Raw genomic sequence first — 16,141 nt, 5'->3', positions numbered from 1 at the left:
CGCACCTGGGGAGAGTGGCCGCGGTCCGCAGGACGAAAGTTTCCAGGCACGAGGCTATGTTTAACAACGAAACTCGTCAATGTCTTCGCTTGAGTCGACCTTACGTCACCAGCTCACGCCCCTCGCGTCTGAAACTTTCCGATGCAGATCTCGATGACGGAGAGAAACATTCGGAACGTTGCCCACGTCCACCAGGATCACCGGCATGGCTGAAATCGATGTGACGGTGCGCCGGGCCTCCGATGCCGATGCACCCGCCCTGGCCGGGTTGCGCTGGCGGCGGGCCACCCAGGACCACGGCTATGCCGGCGACAACCTGGACGAATTCGTCGCGACACTCGCCGACTGGATGCGGGATCATCCGCAGCACCTGGCGTTCGTGGCCGAGGCGGCCGGCGAGGTCGTCGGGATGGCCTGGCTCGCCGTCCTCGACCGGGTGCCCACCGCGGACCGGTACACCCGGCGCGGCGGCGATGTGCAGTCCGTCTTCGTCGTCCCCGAACTACGCGACCGGCGGGTCGGCGCACTGCTGATGTCCGCCGTGCTGGACGAGGCCCGCCACCTGCGGCTGGAACATGTGACGGTGCACTCCAGCCCACGCGCCGTGCCGTTCTATGAGCGCAACGGCTGGGAACACGACCCGGAATGGCTCAGCTGGGCCGCCGGGGCATGACATGACGCAGCGGCCGGCGCTCGACGCGCCGGCCGCTGCCGTGTCGTTGATCAGATACCGGGGCGCTCGACGTCGCCGCGCCACGAGCCGGTCGACGTACCACGGCTCTCGATGAACTCCTTGAACCGCTTCGCGTCGGCCTTCACCTGGTGGCTGTCCACACCCACCGCGCTGCCGACCTTCTCGGCGATACCCTCGGGCTCCCAGTCGAGCTGGATCGTCACCCGGGTCTCGGCGTCGGCCAGACGGTGGAACGTGACCACGCCGGCGTGCTTGGTGTCGCCGCCGGTGCTCTTCCACGCGACCCGCTCGTCGGGGTGCTGCTCGGTGATCTCCGCGTCGAACTCGCGGGTCTGCCCGGCCACCTTGGTCACCCAATGTGTGCGGCGGTTGTCGAGCTGGGTGATCGACTCAACGCCGTCCATGAACTTCGGGAAGTCCTCGAACTGGGTCCACTGGTTGTAAGCGGTGCCGATCGGCACGTTCACGTCCACGGACTCGGTAACGGTGCTCACGATACTTCTCCTCACTCAGGGTGTTCGTGAACTACCCGGCGCGGGCGGGCCGAAACGAACGGCGGAGGAACGGTTCGTGTGGTGGACATCGCGTTTCCGACGGATACCGGGCACGAAGCGCCTCCCCGGGTCGCGGAATCCGCCCGAACACGGCATAGTGTCGACCGCTGTTGCCGGACCGTGGAGAAGGTGGATGGACGTGACGACGAGCCCCCGTGCCCGATGGACCCGTGCCGTCGCACTGCTCGCGCTGGCCGCAGGCACCCTGGCGGTGTCGGCGGCACCCGTGGCGGCCGCACCGAAACCGATCAGCATCCTGAGCGTGTCGGCGGAGAACGTCGAACCCGGCGACACGGTCCGGGTCCGGTTCCGCGTCACCAACACCGGGTCCGCGGCCGAGACCGCCATCGTGGTGGTCGGCGGCGGCCTGCCCTGCCGAACCGGCTGCCGGGCCGAACCGAGCCTCGGCCCCGGCCGCAGCAAGGACTTCACGGCCACCGTGGTGGCACCGCCCGCCGCCCCGGGTGAGACGACCGGTCTCAACATCTCGGTCGCGGTCCGGCTCGCGGGACAGAACAACTTCGACTTCAAGATGGTGTACGTCCACGGCGCGGGCGCTTCCACACCGGGCACCGGAACACCGGCCGCCCAGGTGGACCGGGTCACCGGCCGGGTCCGTGATGCCGACGGCGAGAATGTCGGCGGGGTGGCCGTGACCGTCAAGGACGGCGCCGGCCACGAGTACCGGACGACCAGCGGCCCGAACGGCCGGTTCGCGATCAGGTCGACCGACGCCGCGCCGATCTCCGCGGGCACGATCGGCGTCGTCGCGACCAAGAAGGGCTACCGCACCGCCCGGGCCACCGTGCAGGGCACCGCCGGTGACACCGCGACCGTGCCGGTGACCCTCACCGCGCTGGCCGAGCTCACCACCAAGGCGTCACCGTCGGTGTCGGCTACACCGTTCGTCGCGGACCCGGACACGCCGGCGCCGAAGGCGAGCGTCGACGCCCTCGCCGCCCCCGACTTCGACGCGGTCAGCGACGAGGGCAGTGGCCCGCTGCCGTTCGCCCTCGGTGGCCTGCTGGTCGTCGTGGGACTGGGCGTGCTGGCGCTGGTGGTGGTCCGCCGCCGCAACACCCGCCCGGTCCCGGCGCAGCTCGCGGCGACCCAGTTGCTGCCGATCCAGGACCGCGGCCGGTCCAGGTGAGTCCTCAGTAGCCGGCGGAGGCGTCGAAGCCGAGTAGCCCGAACGCACCGGCCACCGCATACGCGATGACCATCGCCGTGCCCAGCAGGACGACCGCACCGACCCCGGTGATCAGACCGGTCCGGCCCAGGATGACCATGCTGTCGACGATCTGCCGGCCGAGGCTCGGGTAGGTGACCCGGCAGGTGAGGTCGGCGGCGGGCATCGGCTTGATTTCGGCGGGGGTGATGTTCATGTCCCAAAGAGTCGCCCCACCCCCTCAAGGCAACCTCCAGCCCCCGTAAAACCCTCCGCAAGCCACCAGCCCGCGACGGTACCGTTTCGGCGTGCGCACACCCCCGCTTCCGCCGCCGTCCGTGTTCGCCACACCGGAGCAGATGGCGCAGCGCGTCGTCGGCGACCGGTCTCCGGACAGGCCGTCGGCCCCCATCACCCTCAGCCCTTACGACCCGGACTGGCCGGCACGGTACCGGCGTGCGGAGGTCCGGATCCGGGCCGCCCTGCAGGACCGGGTCCTGCAGCTGGACCATGTCGGCTCCACCGCCGTACCGGGGCTTCCCGCGAAGGACCGCATCGACATCGACCTGATCGTGGCCGATCCCGCCGACGAGGACGCCTACGTCCCGGACCTGACCGCCGCCGGCTACCTGCTCCGAGCCCGCGACCCACACTGGTATCAGCATCGATGCCTGTGGACCGCAGATCACGACATCAACCTGCACGTCTTCGGCCCGGACTGCGACGAGCACCTGCGCCACATCGTCTTCCGCGACTGGCTGCGCTCCCACCCCGAGGACCGCGACCTTTACGCGGCAGAGAAGAGCGCCGCAGCCGCTCGGAGTCCGCTCTCCACCGCCGGCTACATCCAGGGCAAGACCGACGTGATCGTGGCCATCCTCAGACGCGCGGGACTGCGCTGAAGTCAGCGCGGCACCGGGGACAGCAGGCGGGTGGCGTCGCGACCCCACGCGGGTAGGCCCTTGGCCTGGACCAGGGTCAGGGCGGCTGCGGCCTCGGCCCGGCCCTCGGCGTCGGCTCCTCGGGCGAGCAGCACCTCGGCGAGTGCCGTGCGGGCCGGGATCAGCGGCCACGCCGCGCCCACCCGGGCGGCCTCGGCGATCACCTCGCGCAGGCCCTGTTCGGCGGCGGATGAATCGCCCTGGCGGTGGCGCAGCCGGGCCAGATACAGGCGTGCGTCGGGCATCGCCAGCGGCAGCCGGTGTGGCCGGGCGAGGAAGCCCAGCAGGTTCTCCACCAGTCCGTCGCGCCGGTCGAGGGCCAGGTCGAGACCGAAGGTGGTCAACTCGACGAGCGGACGCAACCGTTCGTAGTCGGCGTCGTCGACCAGCCGACGGCCGGTGGCCAGCATCGACGCGGCCAGCGTGATGTCGCCGACGTGCAGGGCGCCCTGGGCCCAGTTGAGGCAGGCCCGGGCGCGTTCCCGCGGATGACCGGCCAGCCCGGCCGCGGCGGCGGTGATCGCCGGACCGGCCGTCGGATCACCGCTTTCCAGCAGCAGCGACAGGCGGGCGATCTCGACCGCGAGGACCGCCGACGGCTCCCCCGACTCGGCCGCGGCGAGGGCGGCCTGTGCGCAGAGCGCCTGATGCTCGCGGAGATGCCGGTCGACGACGGTGTCCGGCGCCGACAGTACGGCCAGGGCACGTGCCCGGCGTCCGGCCTGACGCAGGTACGGCACCGCCCGCTCGATCTCCGCGTAGCCGGCCCGGGCCTCACCCTGCTGGCGCAGCATCCGCCCGAGCGCCAGCCCCAGCTCACCGCGGGCGCCGGGCGGCAGACGACGGTCGGCGATCAGGGAACGCAGCACCGGGATGGCCGACGTCTGGGCCACGCTCTCGATCGCCGACCGGCCGAGTTTTCCGGCCAGCCGGACCCGGATCGGGCGGGGCAACCCGGCGTGTGACACCGCGTCGAGCAGGAACCGCACGGCGGTGCCGTCGTCACCACGGGCAACGGCCAGGTCGGCGGCGGCCTCCGCGTTGCGGACGTGATCGGCGGGGCTGTCGGCCTGACGGTAGTGGTGGGCGAGTCGCGCGTACGGCCGAGGTTGTTGATCTTCCAGTAGGCGGGCCGTGCGCAGGTGCAGCAACCGCCGGGTGATCGGCGGCAGCAGCTCGTGGACGACCTGGCGCGCGAGGGTGTGCCGGAACCACAGCCGCCCGTCTCGCTGGTGGAACAATCCGATCGCCCGGGCCTGCTGGAGCGCGGCGGTGATCGTACCCTCGCCGGTTTGAACGATGATGGAAAGCGGTCGTGCGTCTGCTGCCTGGCCGAGGACGGCGGCCGCGCCGAGGATTTCGCGGGTGCGTTCGTCGAGGTGGTTCAGGCGCGCTACGAGCACGTCACGCAGTAGGGCCGGGACCGCGGAGTCGGCCAGCGTGTCCGGCTGCCGGCGGATCGCCTCCAGATCACCGTCGGTCAGCAGCGACCGCACGACCTCTTCGACCAGGAACGGGATGCCGGCGGTGCGTTCGTAGAGGTGGGTGGCGAGGGCGTCGGATCCGGCGAGCAGGGCGGCGGCGAGCCGGCCGACCTCGGCGCGGGTCAGCGGCGGCACCCGCAGGCGTTTCACGGCCGGTCCCGGCTGCCAGCCGGGCGGCGACTCGTTGCCGCGCACGGTGATCAGAACCTTCAGTCCCGGTACGGGGTGCGCGCCGAGATGATCGATCAGTTGCAGGGTGGCCGGATCGGCCATCTGCAGGTCCTCGACGGCCAGCGCGACGGGCGCGAGCCGGGCCAGCAGCGCGGCCGCCGAGCGCAGCAGCCGCGCGCGTTCGGCGTCCGGGTCCGGCAGGGCGGGCGGCAGCAGCTCGTTGAGAGCGTCCGTGGCGTGCGCGACGCGGAGCCCGTCGATCAACGGCCCGAGCGGCTGTGGTTCACGCAGGTCGTCGCAGTGGGCGACGATCACCGGCAGCCCACTGTCCTGAAGCGACTCGACCACCAGCCGACTCTTGCCGACTCCGGCCTCCACGCTGAGCAGCACCAACGCCGACGGCCGGGCGAGTTCGGCGCGCAGGGTGCCGAGCAGCCGGCGCCGCCCGACGAACGGGCCGGGCGTGGGCAGGGCGAAGAACGCGGTCAGCGGAGACACCAGAGAGGACGATAGTTCACCGTGTTTCCAGTGACTGCGCATTCGGTTTCGTGATCATTAACGGCCAAGATCGACAGCGCTCGTATCGATCAGCGCGCTTGTAGCGTCACCGGCACTTCAGGCCTCTGATCGAGTCGAGGTAACACGTTGAGGATCTTCCCCATCGGCGGCATCGTGCTGGTGTTGACCGCGGTCGCGGTGACCCCGCCCGCGGCCGCGTCCGCATCCCCGCCGGCGCACAGCGCCCCCGCCACCAGCACCACGATCACCCTGATCACCGGCGACAAGGTGACCGTCCGGCCCGGCGGCACCGCGGTGCAGGGCCCGGAGGGCTCGCACATCACCACTGTCGGCCCGGACACCTACGTCTATCCGGACGGCGTCCTGCCCTACGTCGCCGCCGGCCGTCTGGACAAGCGGCTGTTCAACATCACCTACCTGCTTCGCGAGGGCTACGGCGACGCCGCCACCGATCGGCTGCCGGTCATCCTCGGGTACTCCGCGAACCTCGCCAAACGTGCCGAGGTCCTTCCCGAGGCCGCCACCGAGGTACGGGCCCTGCCCAGCATCAACGGCCGTGCGGTGGACACCGACCGGGCCCGAGCCAAGGACTTCTGGTCGTCGCTGACCGGCGCGCCCCCGGCACCCACCGGACGAACGGCCGGCGCGGCCCCGGCACTCACCGGACAAACGACCGGCGCGGCCCCGGCACTCACCGCACCGACGACCGGCGCGGCCCCGGCCTTCGCGCACGGCATCGACAAGGTCTGGCTGGACGGCCGGGTGCACGCCACCCTGGCCGACAGCGTGGCCCAGATCGGCGCCCCAGCGGTGTGGTCGGGTGGTGACACCGGCGCCGGCATCGACGTCGCCGTCCTGGACACCGGCATCGACGCCGGCCACCCGGACCTGGCCGGCCGCATCGAGTCGACCGCCAGTTTCGTGCCCGGTGAGGACGTCACCGACGGCCACGGCCACGGCACCCACGTGGCGTCGACGATCGCCGGCACCGGCGCCGCGTCCGACGGCCGGGAACGCGGTGTCGCCCCCGGCGCCGACCTGGAGATCGGCAAGGTCCTCGACAACGGCGGCTCCGGCCAGGACTCCTGGATCATCAGCGGCATGGAGTGGGCCGCCCGCGACCGCAGGGCCAAGGTCGTCAGCATGAGTCTCGGCGGCGGGCCCACCGACGGCACCGACCCGATGAGCGTGGCGGTCGACCGGCTCAGCGCCGAGACCGGCGCCCTGTTCGTGATCGCGGCCGGCAACAGCGGCCCGACCGAGACCACGGTCGGCTCGCCCGGTGCCGCCGACGCCGCCCTGACCGTCGGCGCGGTCGACGCCGACGACCGGCTCGCCGAGTTCTCCAGCCGTGGCCCGCGCCTGGTCGACGGCGCGCTCAAACCGGAGATCACCGCACCCGGCGTCGACATCCTGGCCGCCCGATCGCAGTACTCGTCCGAGGGCGAGGGCTTCTACCGGACGATGAGCGGCACCTCGATGGCCACCCCGCACGTGGCCGGCGCCGCCGCCCTGCTCGCCGCGCAGCACCCCGACTGGACCGGCGGGCAACTCAAGGACGCCCTGGTCAGCACGGCCCGGCAGACTCCCGACTTCGGGCCGTACGAAGCCGGCAGCGGCCGCCTCGACATCGCCGCCACCAGCAGCGCGACGATCTTCGCCTCGGCCACCGCCTACCTCGGCATCCACCCGCTCACCGACGAGCCCACCGGCACGACCGAGCGGCCGATCACCTACACCAACACCGGCACCGCCACGGTCGAACTGGACCTGACACTGGACGGCCCGGACCTGATCGAACTGTCCGCCACGCACGTGACCGTGCCGGCCGGGGGCACCGCCACCGTGACGGTCTCGGCCGACCTCGGCAGCGTGACCGAGAAGGGCCGGTTCACCGGCGACGTCGTCGCGAGCACCGGCGGCACCCGGGTGGCCGACACGGTCGTCGGGCTCAGCACCGAGGACCAGCCCCGGCACCTGACGATCACGCCGACCGGCCGCAACGGCGAGCCGATGCCCGGCGAGATCATGCTGCTGCGCGACGGCGACCCGGCCGGTGCCTACTACAACTTCGTCACCTACGACGGCCGCCCGATCGACGTGCTCGTGCCGCAGGGTCGCTACGCGGTCTGGATGTGGGGTCAGGTCGAGGGCGCCCGCGGACCGAACTCCCGCGGCATGGCCCTGCTCAGCGAACCCACCGTGGTCGTCGAGAAGGACACCGCGATCGCGTTGCGGGCCGCCGCGACCCGCGAGGTCCAGGCGATCACCCCGAAGCCCACGGCCACCGCCGAACTGCGCCTCGACTACCACCGCGAGCTGGGCGAGACCGCCGAGGCCACGGACGCGTACATCCTGCCCCGCTTCTACGACAGCGTCTGGGTGGTGCCCGGCCAGAAGGCCCGCGACGGCCGGATGTCGATCACCGCCCGCTGGCGCAAGACCCAGCCGGTCCTGTCGCTCGGCGACGCCTTCGACGACCTGATCCTGCTGCCCGGCTCCACCCCACCGACCGAGGGCGTGCATCAGATGCAAGCCGTCTTCGCCGGCCAGGGCACAGACCTCAACGGCAAGATCGCGGTGGTACGGCGAGGCGACCTCGACGATCAGGTGTCGGCCGCGGAGAAGGCCGGTGCGGCGATGCTCGCGATCGTCAACACCGAGCCGGGGCGCTACTTCGACGCCACCAGCCGGACGAGACTCGCGGTGGTGTCGCTGACCAAGGACCGCGGCGAACAGCTGATCACCCGGCTCGCCCGGGGCCCGGTCACCCTGCGCGTCGACTCCCAGCCGACCACCGACTACCTCTACGACCTGGTCCGCTACTGGCCGGACGGGGTGCCGAAGTCGGTCACCTACCGCCCCGCCGAACGTGACCTCGCCCGCGTCGACGTCGACTTCCAGAGCACCTCGGACCGGGAGATCTCCGAGAAGCGCTACGACTACCACCCGGACATGCCGGTGAAGGTCGGCTCGACCACGCTGATGCGCTCCGATCGGTTCCGCACCGACTGGGTCACCGCGCAGCCGGACGTCACATGGTCGACCGACATGGACGACCGGTACTCGTTCCAGCTCGGCGGCAGCACCGCATACCGGCCGGGCAGCCGCACCCGGGAGACGTGGCTGGGCGCGATCCAGCGGCCGCGGATCAACGACGCGGTCACGCTGCCACACCGCGACGGCGACCGGATCGTGGCCGAGATCCCCGGCTGGGGCGACTCGGGTGCGAACCACGCCGGGGTGGCGTTCCCGGACGGCGGCGAGATGACCGCGACCCTCACCCAGGGCGGGAAGGTCATCGAGCAGAACGAGTACAACTGGATCGACCGGAACTCCGGACTCAGCCCCCAACGGCTGCCGTACCGCCTGGTCACCACCACCTCGCGGGACTCCACCTCGTATCCGTACTCGACGCGTACCCGTACCACCTGGGATTTCGTCTCGGACGCGAAGTCCAGCCGGATCCCGCTGATCCAGCTGGACTACCGGGTGGACACCGACATCACGCACTGGGCCGCCCGGTCGGCGCCGATCACGGTCACCCCGTCGCACCTGCCCGGGGCACCGAGCAGCCGGTCCATCACCTCGGTCACGCTCGACGTGTCCTACGACGACGGCGTCACCTGGGTCCGTCAGCGCCTGCACCGCACGCCCGACGGCTGGACCGCTGACCTGAAGGCGCCGCGGAACGCCCAGCACGTCACACTCCGCACCACCGCCGCGGACGCGCACGGCAACCGCGTCGAACAGACGATCACCCGGGCCTTCGGCCTGAAGTGATCACGGTGCCGGGTCGCGACGCCCATCGTCGCGGCCCGGCATCGTCGGCACCCTGGTGCGGACGAGCACGATGAGGTCTTCAGCCAGCTTTCGTGATTGCACAGCGAGGATGGGCAGAAGCGTGGACGCCACACCGAGGAAGGCACCGATCAGGAAGATCAGGTTCTGGTTCTGATCCTCAACCACCATGTCGACGATGGATCCGCGGGGTGCGATCGAAGAGGCATCGGCTTCCGCCCATGCCAACTTGCCGGGGAGGGCGGGCTCCGGCGAAACGGACTCGACCCGGTCCCGTGAGCTCAGGTCACGGTAGATAAGGGTGACGTCGAGCTTCTCGGGCACGTACGTCTTCGGCTCGCCCGGCTTTCCGTAAGGAATTCCGGCCCGATAACCGGGCGGCAGGTACGACGTTCCGACCTTCGGCAACGAGAAGTAGGTCCGTTTACCGCCCTTCTCGATGAAGTCGTCGTCGGACCACAGCCACACCTCGGTCATCATCTGGCCATCAGCGTCTCGCCGGATGGTGCCGGTGATCACCTGGGACTCGACGAGTGCATCCGAGGTCGAGTAACCCGGGCCGGGCGGCATTCGAGTGTCATGGCAGCGCGGCACGAGGCCATAGAAGCCATCGATGCTGTCCCAGCAACCGTTCACCGTGTCCCTGGCGGTGCCCGCCGGATACACTTCGGTCGCCCTGCCTGCCCCGGTGGCGACGAACATGAATCCAAGTTCGCCGCTCTCACCGGATTTCGACACATTGATGAAGTATCTGGACTCACCGAAGCCGGTGCGCCGTTCATCGACACGCACTTCCAGCCGCGCTTCGACACCCGGCCGGTCGAAGTACAGGAGCACGCTGCCGGCCTCACGTTGAGGTTCGGGCACCGCCGTCACCTCGCCGTACTTCACGTAGCCGATCAGGAGGCCACCGGCAAGCAGCAGCCAGCCGAGGACGCACGCCACGAGGCGGGCGACCACAGATGCTTTGGCGGGCCTGAGCTGCGGTGCACTACCCTCCAGTTCCGGTGCTGTGTCCGATTGCGGTTCCGGCTCCGGTCCCGGCGGCGCCGTCCGCGCGTCGCGCACCGGCAACGGCGTCGCTGTCATCGATCTGTGCCGGATCGACATCCCCACCGCCCCCAGGACGACGCCGGCCACAAATGATCGAAGGTTGCGCACACGCTCAGTATGTCGATCGTCCGCATCAGACCGATGATTCATTGCGGTGCGCGCAACAGCGCAGGTGCCGCCATGCCGATTCCTCTACCACCGGTCCCGCCAGACCGCGCATCCGGCGCCAATCGTCGATCATCCGGTGCGACACGGTATGCCGCCGCAGCAGCCGGTGGCCGGCTTGTCATGCCGCGCACGATAGGCGCACCCCCTGACAAGTTTGACAGCCGACGCCGCGGCTGGGAGCGTTCCCAGGCATGTCTGTCGTCGCGGTCAACCAGGTGGGTTATCTACTGTCCGGACCGAAGCGGGCCACTCTGGCCACCGCCGCGGTCGAGCCACTGACCTGGCGACTCGCCGACGACCGGGGACGGATCGTCGCGGACGGGACGACCGCTCCGCACGGCACCGACATCTCCTCCGGGCAGAACGTGCACACCATCGACTTCAGCACCCACCAACGGCCGGGCACCGGCTTCACGCTGACCGCCGACGGTGCGACCAGCCATCCGTTCCGCATCGGCACCGGCCTCTACCGGCCGCTGCTCACCGACGCCATGAGGTTCTTCTACTGCCAGCGCAGCGGCATCGAGATCCGCGAGGACCTGCGGCCGGGCTACGGCCGCCCGGCCGGGCACCTCGGCGACCGTGACGTCCCCTGCGCCCCCGATGCCGGCGATCACCGGCTCGACGTGCGCGGCGGCTGGTACGACGCGGGCGACCAGGGCAAATACGTGGTCAACGGCGGCATCACGGTATGGCAGCTGCTGCACGCCTTCGAGCACCGCGGCGGTCTCGACCAGTTGCCGCTGGATCTGCCGGAGAGCGGCAACGGCGTACCGGACCTGCTCAACGAGGTCCGCTGGGAGCTCGACTTCCTGCTGCGCATGCGGGCGCCGAGCGGCCTGGTGCACCACAAGATGCACGACCTCGAGTGGACCGGCCTGCCGACGCTGCCGCACCTCGACCCGCAACCGCGGGTGCTGCGCCCGGTGTCCACGGCGGCGACCCTCAACCTGGCCGCGGTGGCCGCCCAGGCGTCACGGATCTATCGCAAGTACGACGCGGACTACGCGGACCGTCTGCTGGCTGCCGCGCGGGACGCGTTCACCGCGGCCGGGACACATCCGATCCGGTACGCGCCGGTCGCGGACACCATCGGCGGCGGACCCTACGACGACGATGACGTGGGCGACGAGTTCTACTGGGCCGCGGTCGAATTGTTCCTGACCACCGGCGAGCCGGAGTACGCCGACGCGGTGACGGCCTCGCCGCTGCACACCGCGGACGTGTTCGGAACGTACGCCTTCGACTGGGCGGCCACCGCGGCCGCCGCCCGCCTCGCTCTGGCCCTGACCCCGAACGAGCTGCCCGGCCTCGACGACGTGCGCGCGTCGGTGGTCGCCGGCGCGGACCGTTACCTGGCGATCCAGCGGGCGCACCCGTACGCCGTCGCCTATGCCCCGCCCGGCAATCAGTGGCACTGGGGCTCCAACAGCATGGTGCTGAACAACCTGGTGGTCCTGGCCGTGGCCTACGACCTGACCGGCGAGGCTCGTTACCGTGACGGCGTCCTGGAGGGCCTGGACTACATCCTCGGCCGCAACGCACTGAACCTGTCGTACGTGACCGGCCACGGCACCGACTACGCCGAGAACCAGCACAGCCGCTGGTACGCCCACCAGCTCGACCCGAGCCTGCCGCATCCACCGAAGGGCACCCTGGCGGGCGGCCCCAACTCGGGGCTGCAGGACGAGGTGGCGCAGGCCCGGCTGGCCGGGCGGGTGGGCCAGTTCTGCTACGTCGACGACATCCGGTCCTGGTCGACGAACGAGCTCACCATCAACTGGAACGCCCCACTGGTCTGGATCGCGGCCTTCGTCACCGAACTCGGGTAACCGGACCGTCCTTACCGGACGGTCGGGCCATTCCTGCCCCTCGGAGGTGCGCGTTACGTTCCGCATCACCGGAGTTACGACAATCAATCGATCTATCGGTCCGGGGGGGATCATGCGCACCAGTCTTCGCAGAGGGCTTGTCGGCGCCGTTTCGGTGGCCACGACCCTCGCCCTGTTACTCGCCCAGCCTTCACCAGCCTCCGCCACCTCACTCGACGACGTGTTCGCCAAGATCCTGGTCAAGCAGGTCACCGGAGCGAACGCCCAGAAGCACCTCACCAGACTTCAGGCGATCGCCGACGCCAACGGCGGGACCCGCGCGGCCGGCACACCGGGCTACCGGGCGTCCCGGGACTACGTCGCCGACAAACTGCGCCGTGCCGGCTACAAGGTCACCCTCGACCCGATCAACTTCATCGAGGGCTGGGTCGAGAACAGCCCGCCCACCCTGGAACTGACCGCACCGACCAGCAAGGCCTGGGTGCCCGACCAGGACTTCGTCACGTTCGCCCCCTCCCCGCCCGGCGATGTCACCGCCCAGGTGCAGGCCGTCGACCTCACCCTGCCGCCGACCCCGACACCCACGTCGACCAGCGGCTGCGAGACCTCCGACTTCGACGGTTTCGTCGCCGGCCGGATCGCGCTCATCCAGCGCGGCACCTGCCCGTTCGTCACCAAGATCCGCAACGCGGGATTCGCCGGCGCTTCCGGGATCATCGTGTTCAACGAGGGGCAGCCCGGCCGTACCGACCCGTTCCCGCTCGACATCGGCGAGTGGCGGGCCGGAGTCCCGATGGTCTTCGCGAGCTTCGCCGTCGGCAACGAGCTCGCCGACACGCCGGGGGCCACCGTGCGGCTCAAGGTCGACGCCACGCTGACGCTGGGCACCGACCACAACGTGATCGCCGAGACCCGTACCGGCAACCCGAGCAACGTCGTGATGGTCGGCGCCCACCTGGACAGCGTGCCCGAGGGCCCCGGTATCAACGACAACGGGTCGGGTACCGCCGCGATCCTGGAAACCGCCCTGCAGATGAAGCACGTCCCGGTCAAGAACAAGGTCCGCTTCGCGTTCTGGGCGGCCGAGGAACCCGGCCTGCTCGGCTCCGACCAGTACGTCGAGGGGCTGTCCGCCGCCGAGAAGGACCGGATCAAGCTGTACCTGAACTTCGACATGGTGGCCTCACCCAACTACGCCTACAAGCTCTACGACGGCGACGACTCGGACGCCGAGGGCTCGCCGGCCGGTCCGCCCGGCTCGGCGCAGATCGAGAAGCAGTTGGCGAAGTTCTTCGACAAGCGCGGGCTGGGCCACGTCGGCACCGACTTCGACGGCCGCTCCGACTACGGCCCGTTCATCGCCGTCGGGATTCCGGCCGGTGGCATCTTCACCGGCGCCGAGGGCATCAAGACGCCCGAGGAGCAGGCCCTGTTCGGTGGCACCGCGGGTGTCGCCTACGACGTCTGCTACCACCAGGCCTGCGACACCGTCACCAACATCAACGCGACCGCGCTCGACGTCAACGCCGACGCCATCGCCGACTCGGTGGCCCGGTTCGCCTTCAACACCAGCGCCATCCCGTAGTCGTACCGCTCAGTTCACCGCGCGCAGTCCGTGTCGCGGGAGCAGCAGCGAACGCAGGGCACTCTCGGTGGCCGCGTCCGCCGGGGTGATGACCGAAAGGCGCTGATCGGATCCGTCCTGGACGGCCAGGACGTCGTAGCGCAAGGTCATCATCCCGGCGACGGGATGCAGGATGCGTTTGGTCCCGTTCGTCCGCTGCTCCACGGTCTGGTCGTCCCACGTGACCGCGAAGTCCCGGCTGCCGCGGCGCAGCTCGTCGACGAGTGCCTGGAGCGGCGGGTCGTCCGGGTGCCGGGCCAGGTTGGCGCGCAGATTGCCGACATACTCGCGGGCGATCCGGGCCCAGTCCAGCTGGAGGTCACGGCTGCCGGGGTCGAGGAACAGCTCCCGCGCCGTGTTGGTGCCCACGGTGAAACCCGGGCCGAACAGCGACGTCGCGGCCGCGTTGTATGCGAGGACGTCGAACCGGAAGTCCACGATCCAGGCGGGGGTCGTGGGCATGCCGTGCAGCAGGGTCCGCAGCGACTCACTGGCCGGCGCCGGCACATGTCGGGGCGGCGGCGCCTCACCGCGGGCGATCAGGTGCAGATGGTGCCGCTCGATCTCGGACAGCTTGAGGGCCTGACTCACCGCGTCCAGCACGGCGGCGCCCGGGATGCCGACGCGGCCCTGCTCCAGTCGGATGTACCAGTCGATGCTGACCGCCGCGAGCTGGGCGACCTCCTGGCGCCGCAGGCCCGGGGTGCGCCGCCGGTCGGTCGGCGGCAGACCCACGTCGTCGGGCCGCAGGCGTGATCGCATCGCCCGCAGGAAGGCCGACAGCTCGGGCCGGTTCGTGGCTCTGGACGCTGGCACCGGCCCAGTCTGCCCCGCCTCGATGCCAGCGTCGACAGCTGAGGGTGGCACTGCGGGCACCAGGATGCCGAGGATCTCCCTGCCGTCGGGCGCGGCTTGCAGGCTGGTCGGCGTTCGCAGTTCACCAGCGCAGGGAGCAGCATCGCCATGACCGTTTCCGACAGCCCGTTCGTCCGTCTTCCGCAGGTGCCGAGTTTCGAGGTCACGAGCACCGTGGCCGCCGACGGCCGGCCCCTGCTCCCGCCGCAGATGTCCGGCGCCTTCGGGATCCCCGGCGGCGAGGATCTCTCCCCCGATCTGGCCTGGGCCGGTGCACCCGAGGGCACGAGGAGTTTCGCGGTGACCGTCTTCGACCCCGATGCGCCGACGATGTCCGGTTTCTGGCACTGGGTGGTCGCCGGCATCCCGGCCGATGTGACGGCTCTGCCCGCGGGCGCCGGTGACGGCGCGGGCTCGGGGCTGCCGGCGGGAGCGTTCCAGCTGCGCAACGACGCCGGTCTGGCGCAGTACGTCGGTGCGGCTCCGCCGGCCGGGCACGGCCCGCATCGCTACTTCATCACCGTGCACGCCCTGGATGTCGAGGACATCGGGGTGCCGGCCGACGTCACCCCGGCCGTTCTCGGGTTCACGATGGCCGGGCACATCCTCGGCCGGGCCACCATCGTGGCCACCGCCGAGACTCCGGCGGCCTGACCCGAGTCGTCTCAGAGGTCCGGAGGAGCGGGCCGCCAGCCGAGCAGCGGTAGCCAGATCTGATCGATGATCTCGATGGCGGTCTCGTCGGACGGCGGGCGCATGGTCATGAACATCTCGTGCCGGAACAGGTCGAAGGGCACGTTGACCACGCGGGGCGGGCGCGGCACGTCGGGCAGCTCGCCGCGCTGGACCGCCCGCTCCAGCAGCCGTTCGAAACCCGACCGCCGGCCGGGGATCAGCAGGTGCCGCCGCAGGTCGCTGAAGCTGGTCCCGGTGGCCCGGAAGTACTCGGCGAGCTGCATGCCGAGCATGGTCATCATGCCGGAGCGGCCCGCGCCGGCGTTGCGCAGGAAGCCGATCGCGTCGTCGCGGAGGTTGCCGGTGTCGGGCAGCTCGACCGGATGCGCCGCCCAGTGTTTGCGGATCGTGGCCAGCAGCAGATCCTCCCGCTGGGCCCAGCGCCGGTAGAGCACCGGACGGCTGGTCCCGGCGCGGGCGGCGATCGCCTCGTAGGTGAAGCCGGCGTAGCTGTGCTCGGTCAGCACCTCGAATGCGGCGTCGAGGATCGCGTCTTCCAGTTCGGTTCCACGCCGCCGGCCCTTAAGAGTCACTTGCGTATC

Annotated in this window: 13 protein-coding genes; 7 read left to right on the top strand and 6 right to left on the bottom strand. The window is 70.6% G+C overall.

What is annotated here, in order from left to right; genetic code table 11:
- The first annotated feature begins 205 nt into the window (after positions 1-205).
- Positions 206-673, top strand: coding sequence for a GNAT family N-acetyltransferase (locus Q0Z83_RS11090; RefSeq protein WP_317793771.1), 468 nt, complete (start codon positions 206-208; stop codon positions 671-673).
- Between the two features lie 50 nt (positions 674-723).
- Here Q0Z83_RS11090 and Q0Z83_RS11085 read toward each other — a convergent pair whose 3' ends face one another.
- On the bottom strand, positions 724-1,188 hold the full coding sequence (locus Q0Z83_RS11085) for an SRPBCC family protein (RefSeq protein WP_317793770.1): 465 nt from the start codon (positions 1,186-1,188) through the stop codon (positions 724-726).
- Positions 1,189-1,387: 199 nt separating this feature from the next.
- Here Q0Z83_RS11085 and Q0Z83_RS11080 point away from each other — a divergent pair, with 199 nt between their 5' ends.
- The gene (locus tag Q0Z83_RS11080; RefSeq protein ID WP_317793769.1) at positions 1,388-2,398 is read left to right on the top strand and encodes a carboxypeptidase-like regulatory domain-containing protein; all 1,011 of its coding nucleotides are present in this window, start codon (positions 1,388-1,390) and stop codon (positions 2,396-2,398) included.
- A 4-nt stretch (positions 2,399-2,402) separates the two neighbouring features.
- Here the strand turns inward: Q0Z83_RS11080 and Q0Z83_RS11075 are convergent, their stop codons facing one another.
- Entirely contained in the window at positions 2,403-2,633 is a 231-nt protein-coding gene (locus tag Q0Z83_RS11075; protein ID WP_317793768.1) for a hypothetical protein, read from the bottom strand.
- Positions 2,634-2,724: 91 nt separating this feature from the next.
- Here Q0Z83_RS11075 and Q0Z83_RS11070 point away from each other — a divergent pair, with 91 nt between their 5' ends.
- The gene (locus Q0Z83_RS11070) at positions 2,725-3,318 is read left to right on the top strand and encodes a GrpB family protein (protein WP_317793767.1); all 594 of its coding nucleotides are present in this window, start codon (positions 2,725-2,727) and stop codon (positions 3,316-3,318) included.
- A gap of 2 nt (positions 3,319-3,320) precedes the next feature.
- Here Q0Z83_RS11070 and Q0Z83_RS11065 read toward each other — a convergent pair whose 3' ends face one another.
- Positions 3,321-5,510: an AAA family ATPase gene (locus tag Q0Z83_RS11065; RefSeq protein WP_317793766.1), complete on the bottom strand. Its 2,190-nt coding sequence runs from the start codon at positions 5,508-5,510 to the stop codon at positions 3,321-3,323.
- Positions 5,511-5,657: 147 nt separating this feature from the next.
- Here Q0Z83_RS11065 and Q0Z83_RS11060 point away from each other — a divergent pair, with 147 nt between their 5' ends.
- On the top strand, positions 5,658-9,314 hold the full coding sequence (locus Q0Z83_RS11060; protein WP_317793765.1) for a S8 family serine peptidase: 3,657 nt from the start codon (positions 5,658-5,660) through the stop codon (positions 9,312-9,314).
- On the opposite strand, the gene Q0Z83_RS11055 is transcribed toward Q0Z83_RS11060, so the two are convergent.
- The gene (locus Q0Z83_RS11055) at positions 9,315-10,493 is read right to left on the bottom strand and encodes a hypothetical protein (RefSeq protein WP_317793764.1); all 1,179 of its coding nucleotides are present in this window, start codon (positions 10,491-10,493) and stop codon (positions 9,315-9,317) included.
- Positions 10,494-10,744: 251 nt separating this feature from the next.
- Here Q0Z83_RS11055 and Q0Z83_RS11050 point away from each other — a divergent pair, with 251 nt between their 5' ends.
- The gene (locus Q0Z83_RS11050; protein ID WP_317793763.1) at positions 10,745-12,385 is read left to right on the top strand and encodes a glycoside hydrolase family 9 protein; all 1,641 of its coding nucleotides are present in this window, start codon (positions 10,745-10,747) and stop codon (positions 12,383-12,385) included.
- A gap of 112 nt (positions 12,386-12,497) precedes the next feature.
- Positions 12,498-13,970 carry a M20/M25/M40 family metallo-hydrolase gene (locus Q0Z83_RS55760; protein ID WP_378079043.1) on the top strand — a complete coding sequence of 491 codons (1,473 nt, stop codon included), beginning with the start codon at positions 12,498-12,500 and terminating at the stop codon, positions 13,968-13,970.
- 9 nt (positions 13,971-13,979) lie between these two features.
- On the opposite strand, the gene Q0Z83_RS11035 is transcribed toward Q0Z83_RS55760, so the two are convergent.
- Positions 13,980-14,825, bottom strand: a complete 846-nt coding sequence (locus Q0Z83_RS11035) for a helix-turn-helix transcriptional regulator (protein WP_317793762.1) — start codon at positions 14,823-14,825, stop codon at positions 13,980-13,982.
- A gap of 147 nt (positions 14,826-14,972) precedes the next feature.
- Between Q0Z83_RS11035 and Q0Z83_RS11030 the strand changes: the two genes are divergently transcribed.
- Complete coding sequence (locus Q0Z83_RS11030; protein ID WP_317793761.1) at positions 14,973-15,518, top strand: YbhB/YbcL family Raf kinase inhibitor-like protein; 546 nt, start codon at positions 14,973-14,975, stop codon at positions 15,516-15,518.
- A gap of 11 nt (positions 15,519-15,529) precedes the next feature.
- On the opposite strand, the gene Q0Z83_RS11025 is transcribed toward Q0Z83_RS11030, so the two are convergent.
- Entirely contained in the window at positions 15,530-16,132 is a 603-nt protein-coding gene (locus Q0Z83_RS11025) for a TetR/AcrR family transcriptional regulator (RefSeq protein WP_317793760.1), read from the bottom strand.
- Positions 16,133-16,141 lie beyond the last annotated feature (9 nt).

Origin of the sequence: Actinoplanes sichuanensis, assembly GCF_033097365.1 — a bacterium.
Taxonomy (GTDB): Bacteria; Actinomycetota; Actinomycetes; order Mycobacteriales; family Micromonosporaceae; genus Actinoplanes; species Actinoplanes sichuanensis.
The sequence above is the reverse complement of the archived record's forward strand: the minus strand, read 5'-3'. Positions and strand labels throughout refer to the sequence as shown.

What these genes read in the sequence shown, in the direction of transcription:
- Q0Z83_RS55760 (WP_378079043.1), top strand. Translation starts at nt 12,498, where the DNA reads ATGCGCACCAGTCTTCGCAGAGGGCTTGTCGGCGCCGTTTCGGTGGCC.
- Q0Z83_RS11075 (WP_317793768.1), bottom strand. Translation starts at nt 2,633, where the DNA reads ATGAACATCACCCCCGCCGAAATCAAGCCGATGCCCGCCGCCGACCTC.
- Q0Z83_RS11090 (WP_317793771.1), top strand. Translation starts at nt 206, where the DNA reads ATGGCTGAAATCGATGTGACGGTGCGCCGGGCCTCCGATGCCGATGCA.
- Q0Z83_RS11030 (WP_317793761.1), top strand. Translation starts at nt 14,973, where the DNA reads ATGACCGTTTCCGACAGCCCGTTCGTCCGTCTTCCGCAGGTGCCGAGT.
- Q0Z83_RS11050 (WP_317793763.1), top strand. Translation starts at nt 10,745, where the DNA reads ATGTCTGTCGTCGCGGTCAACCAGGTGGGTTATCTACTGTCCGGACCG.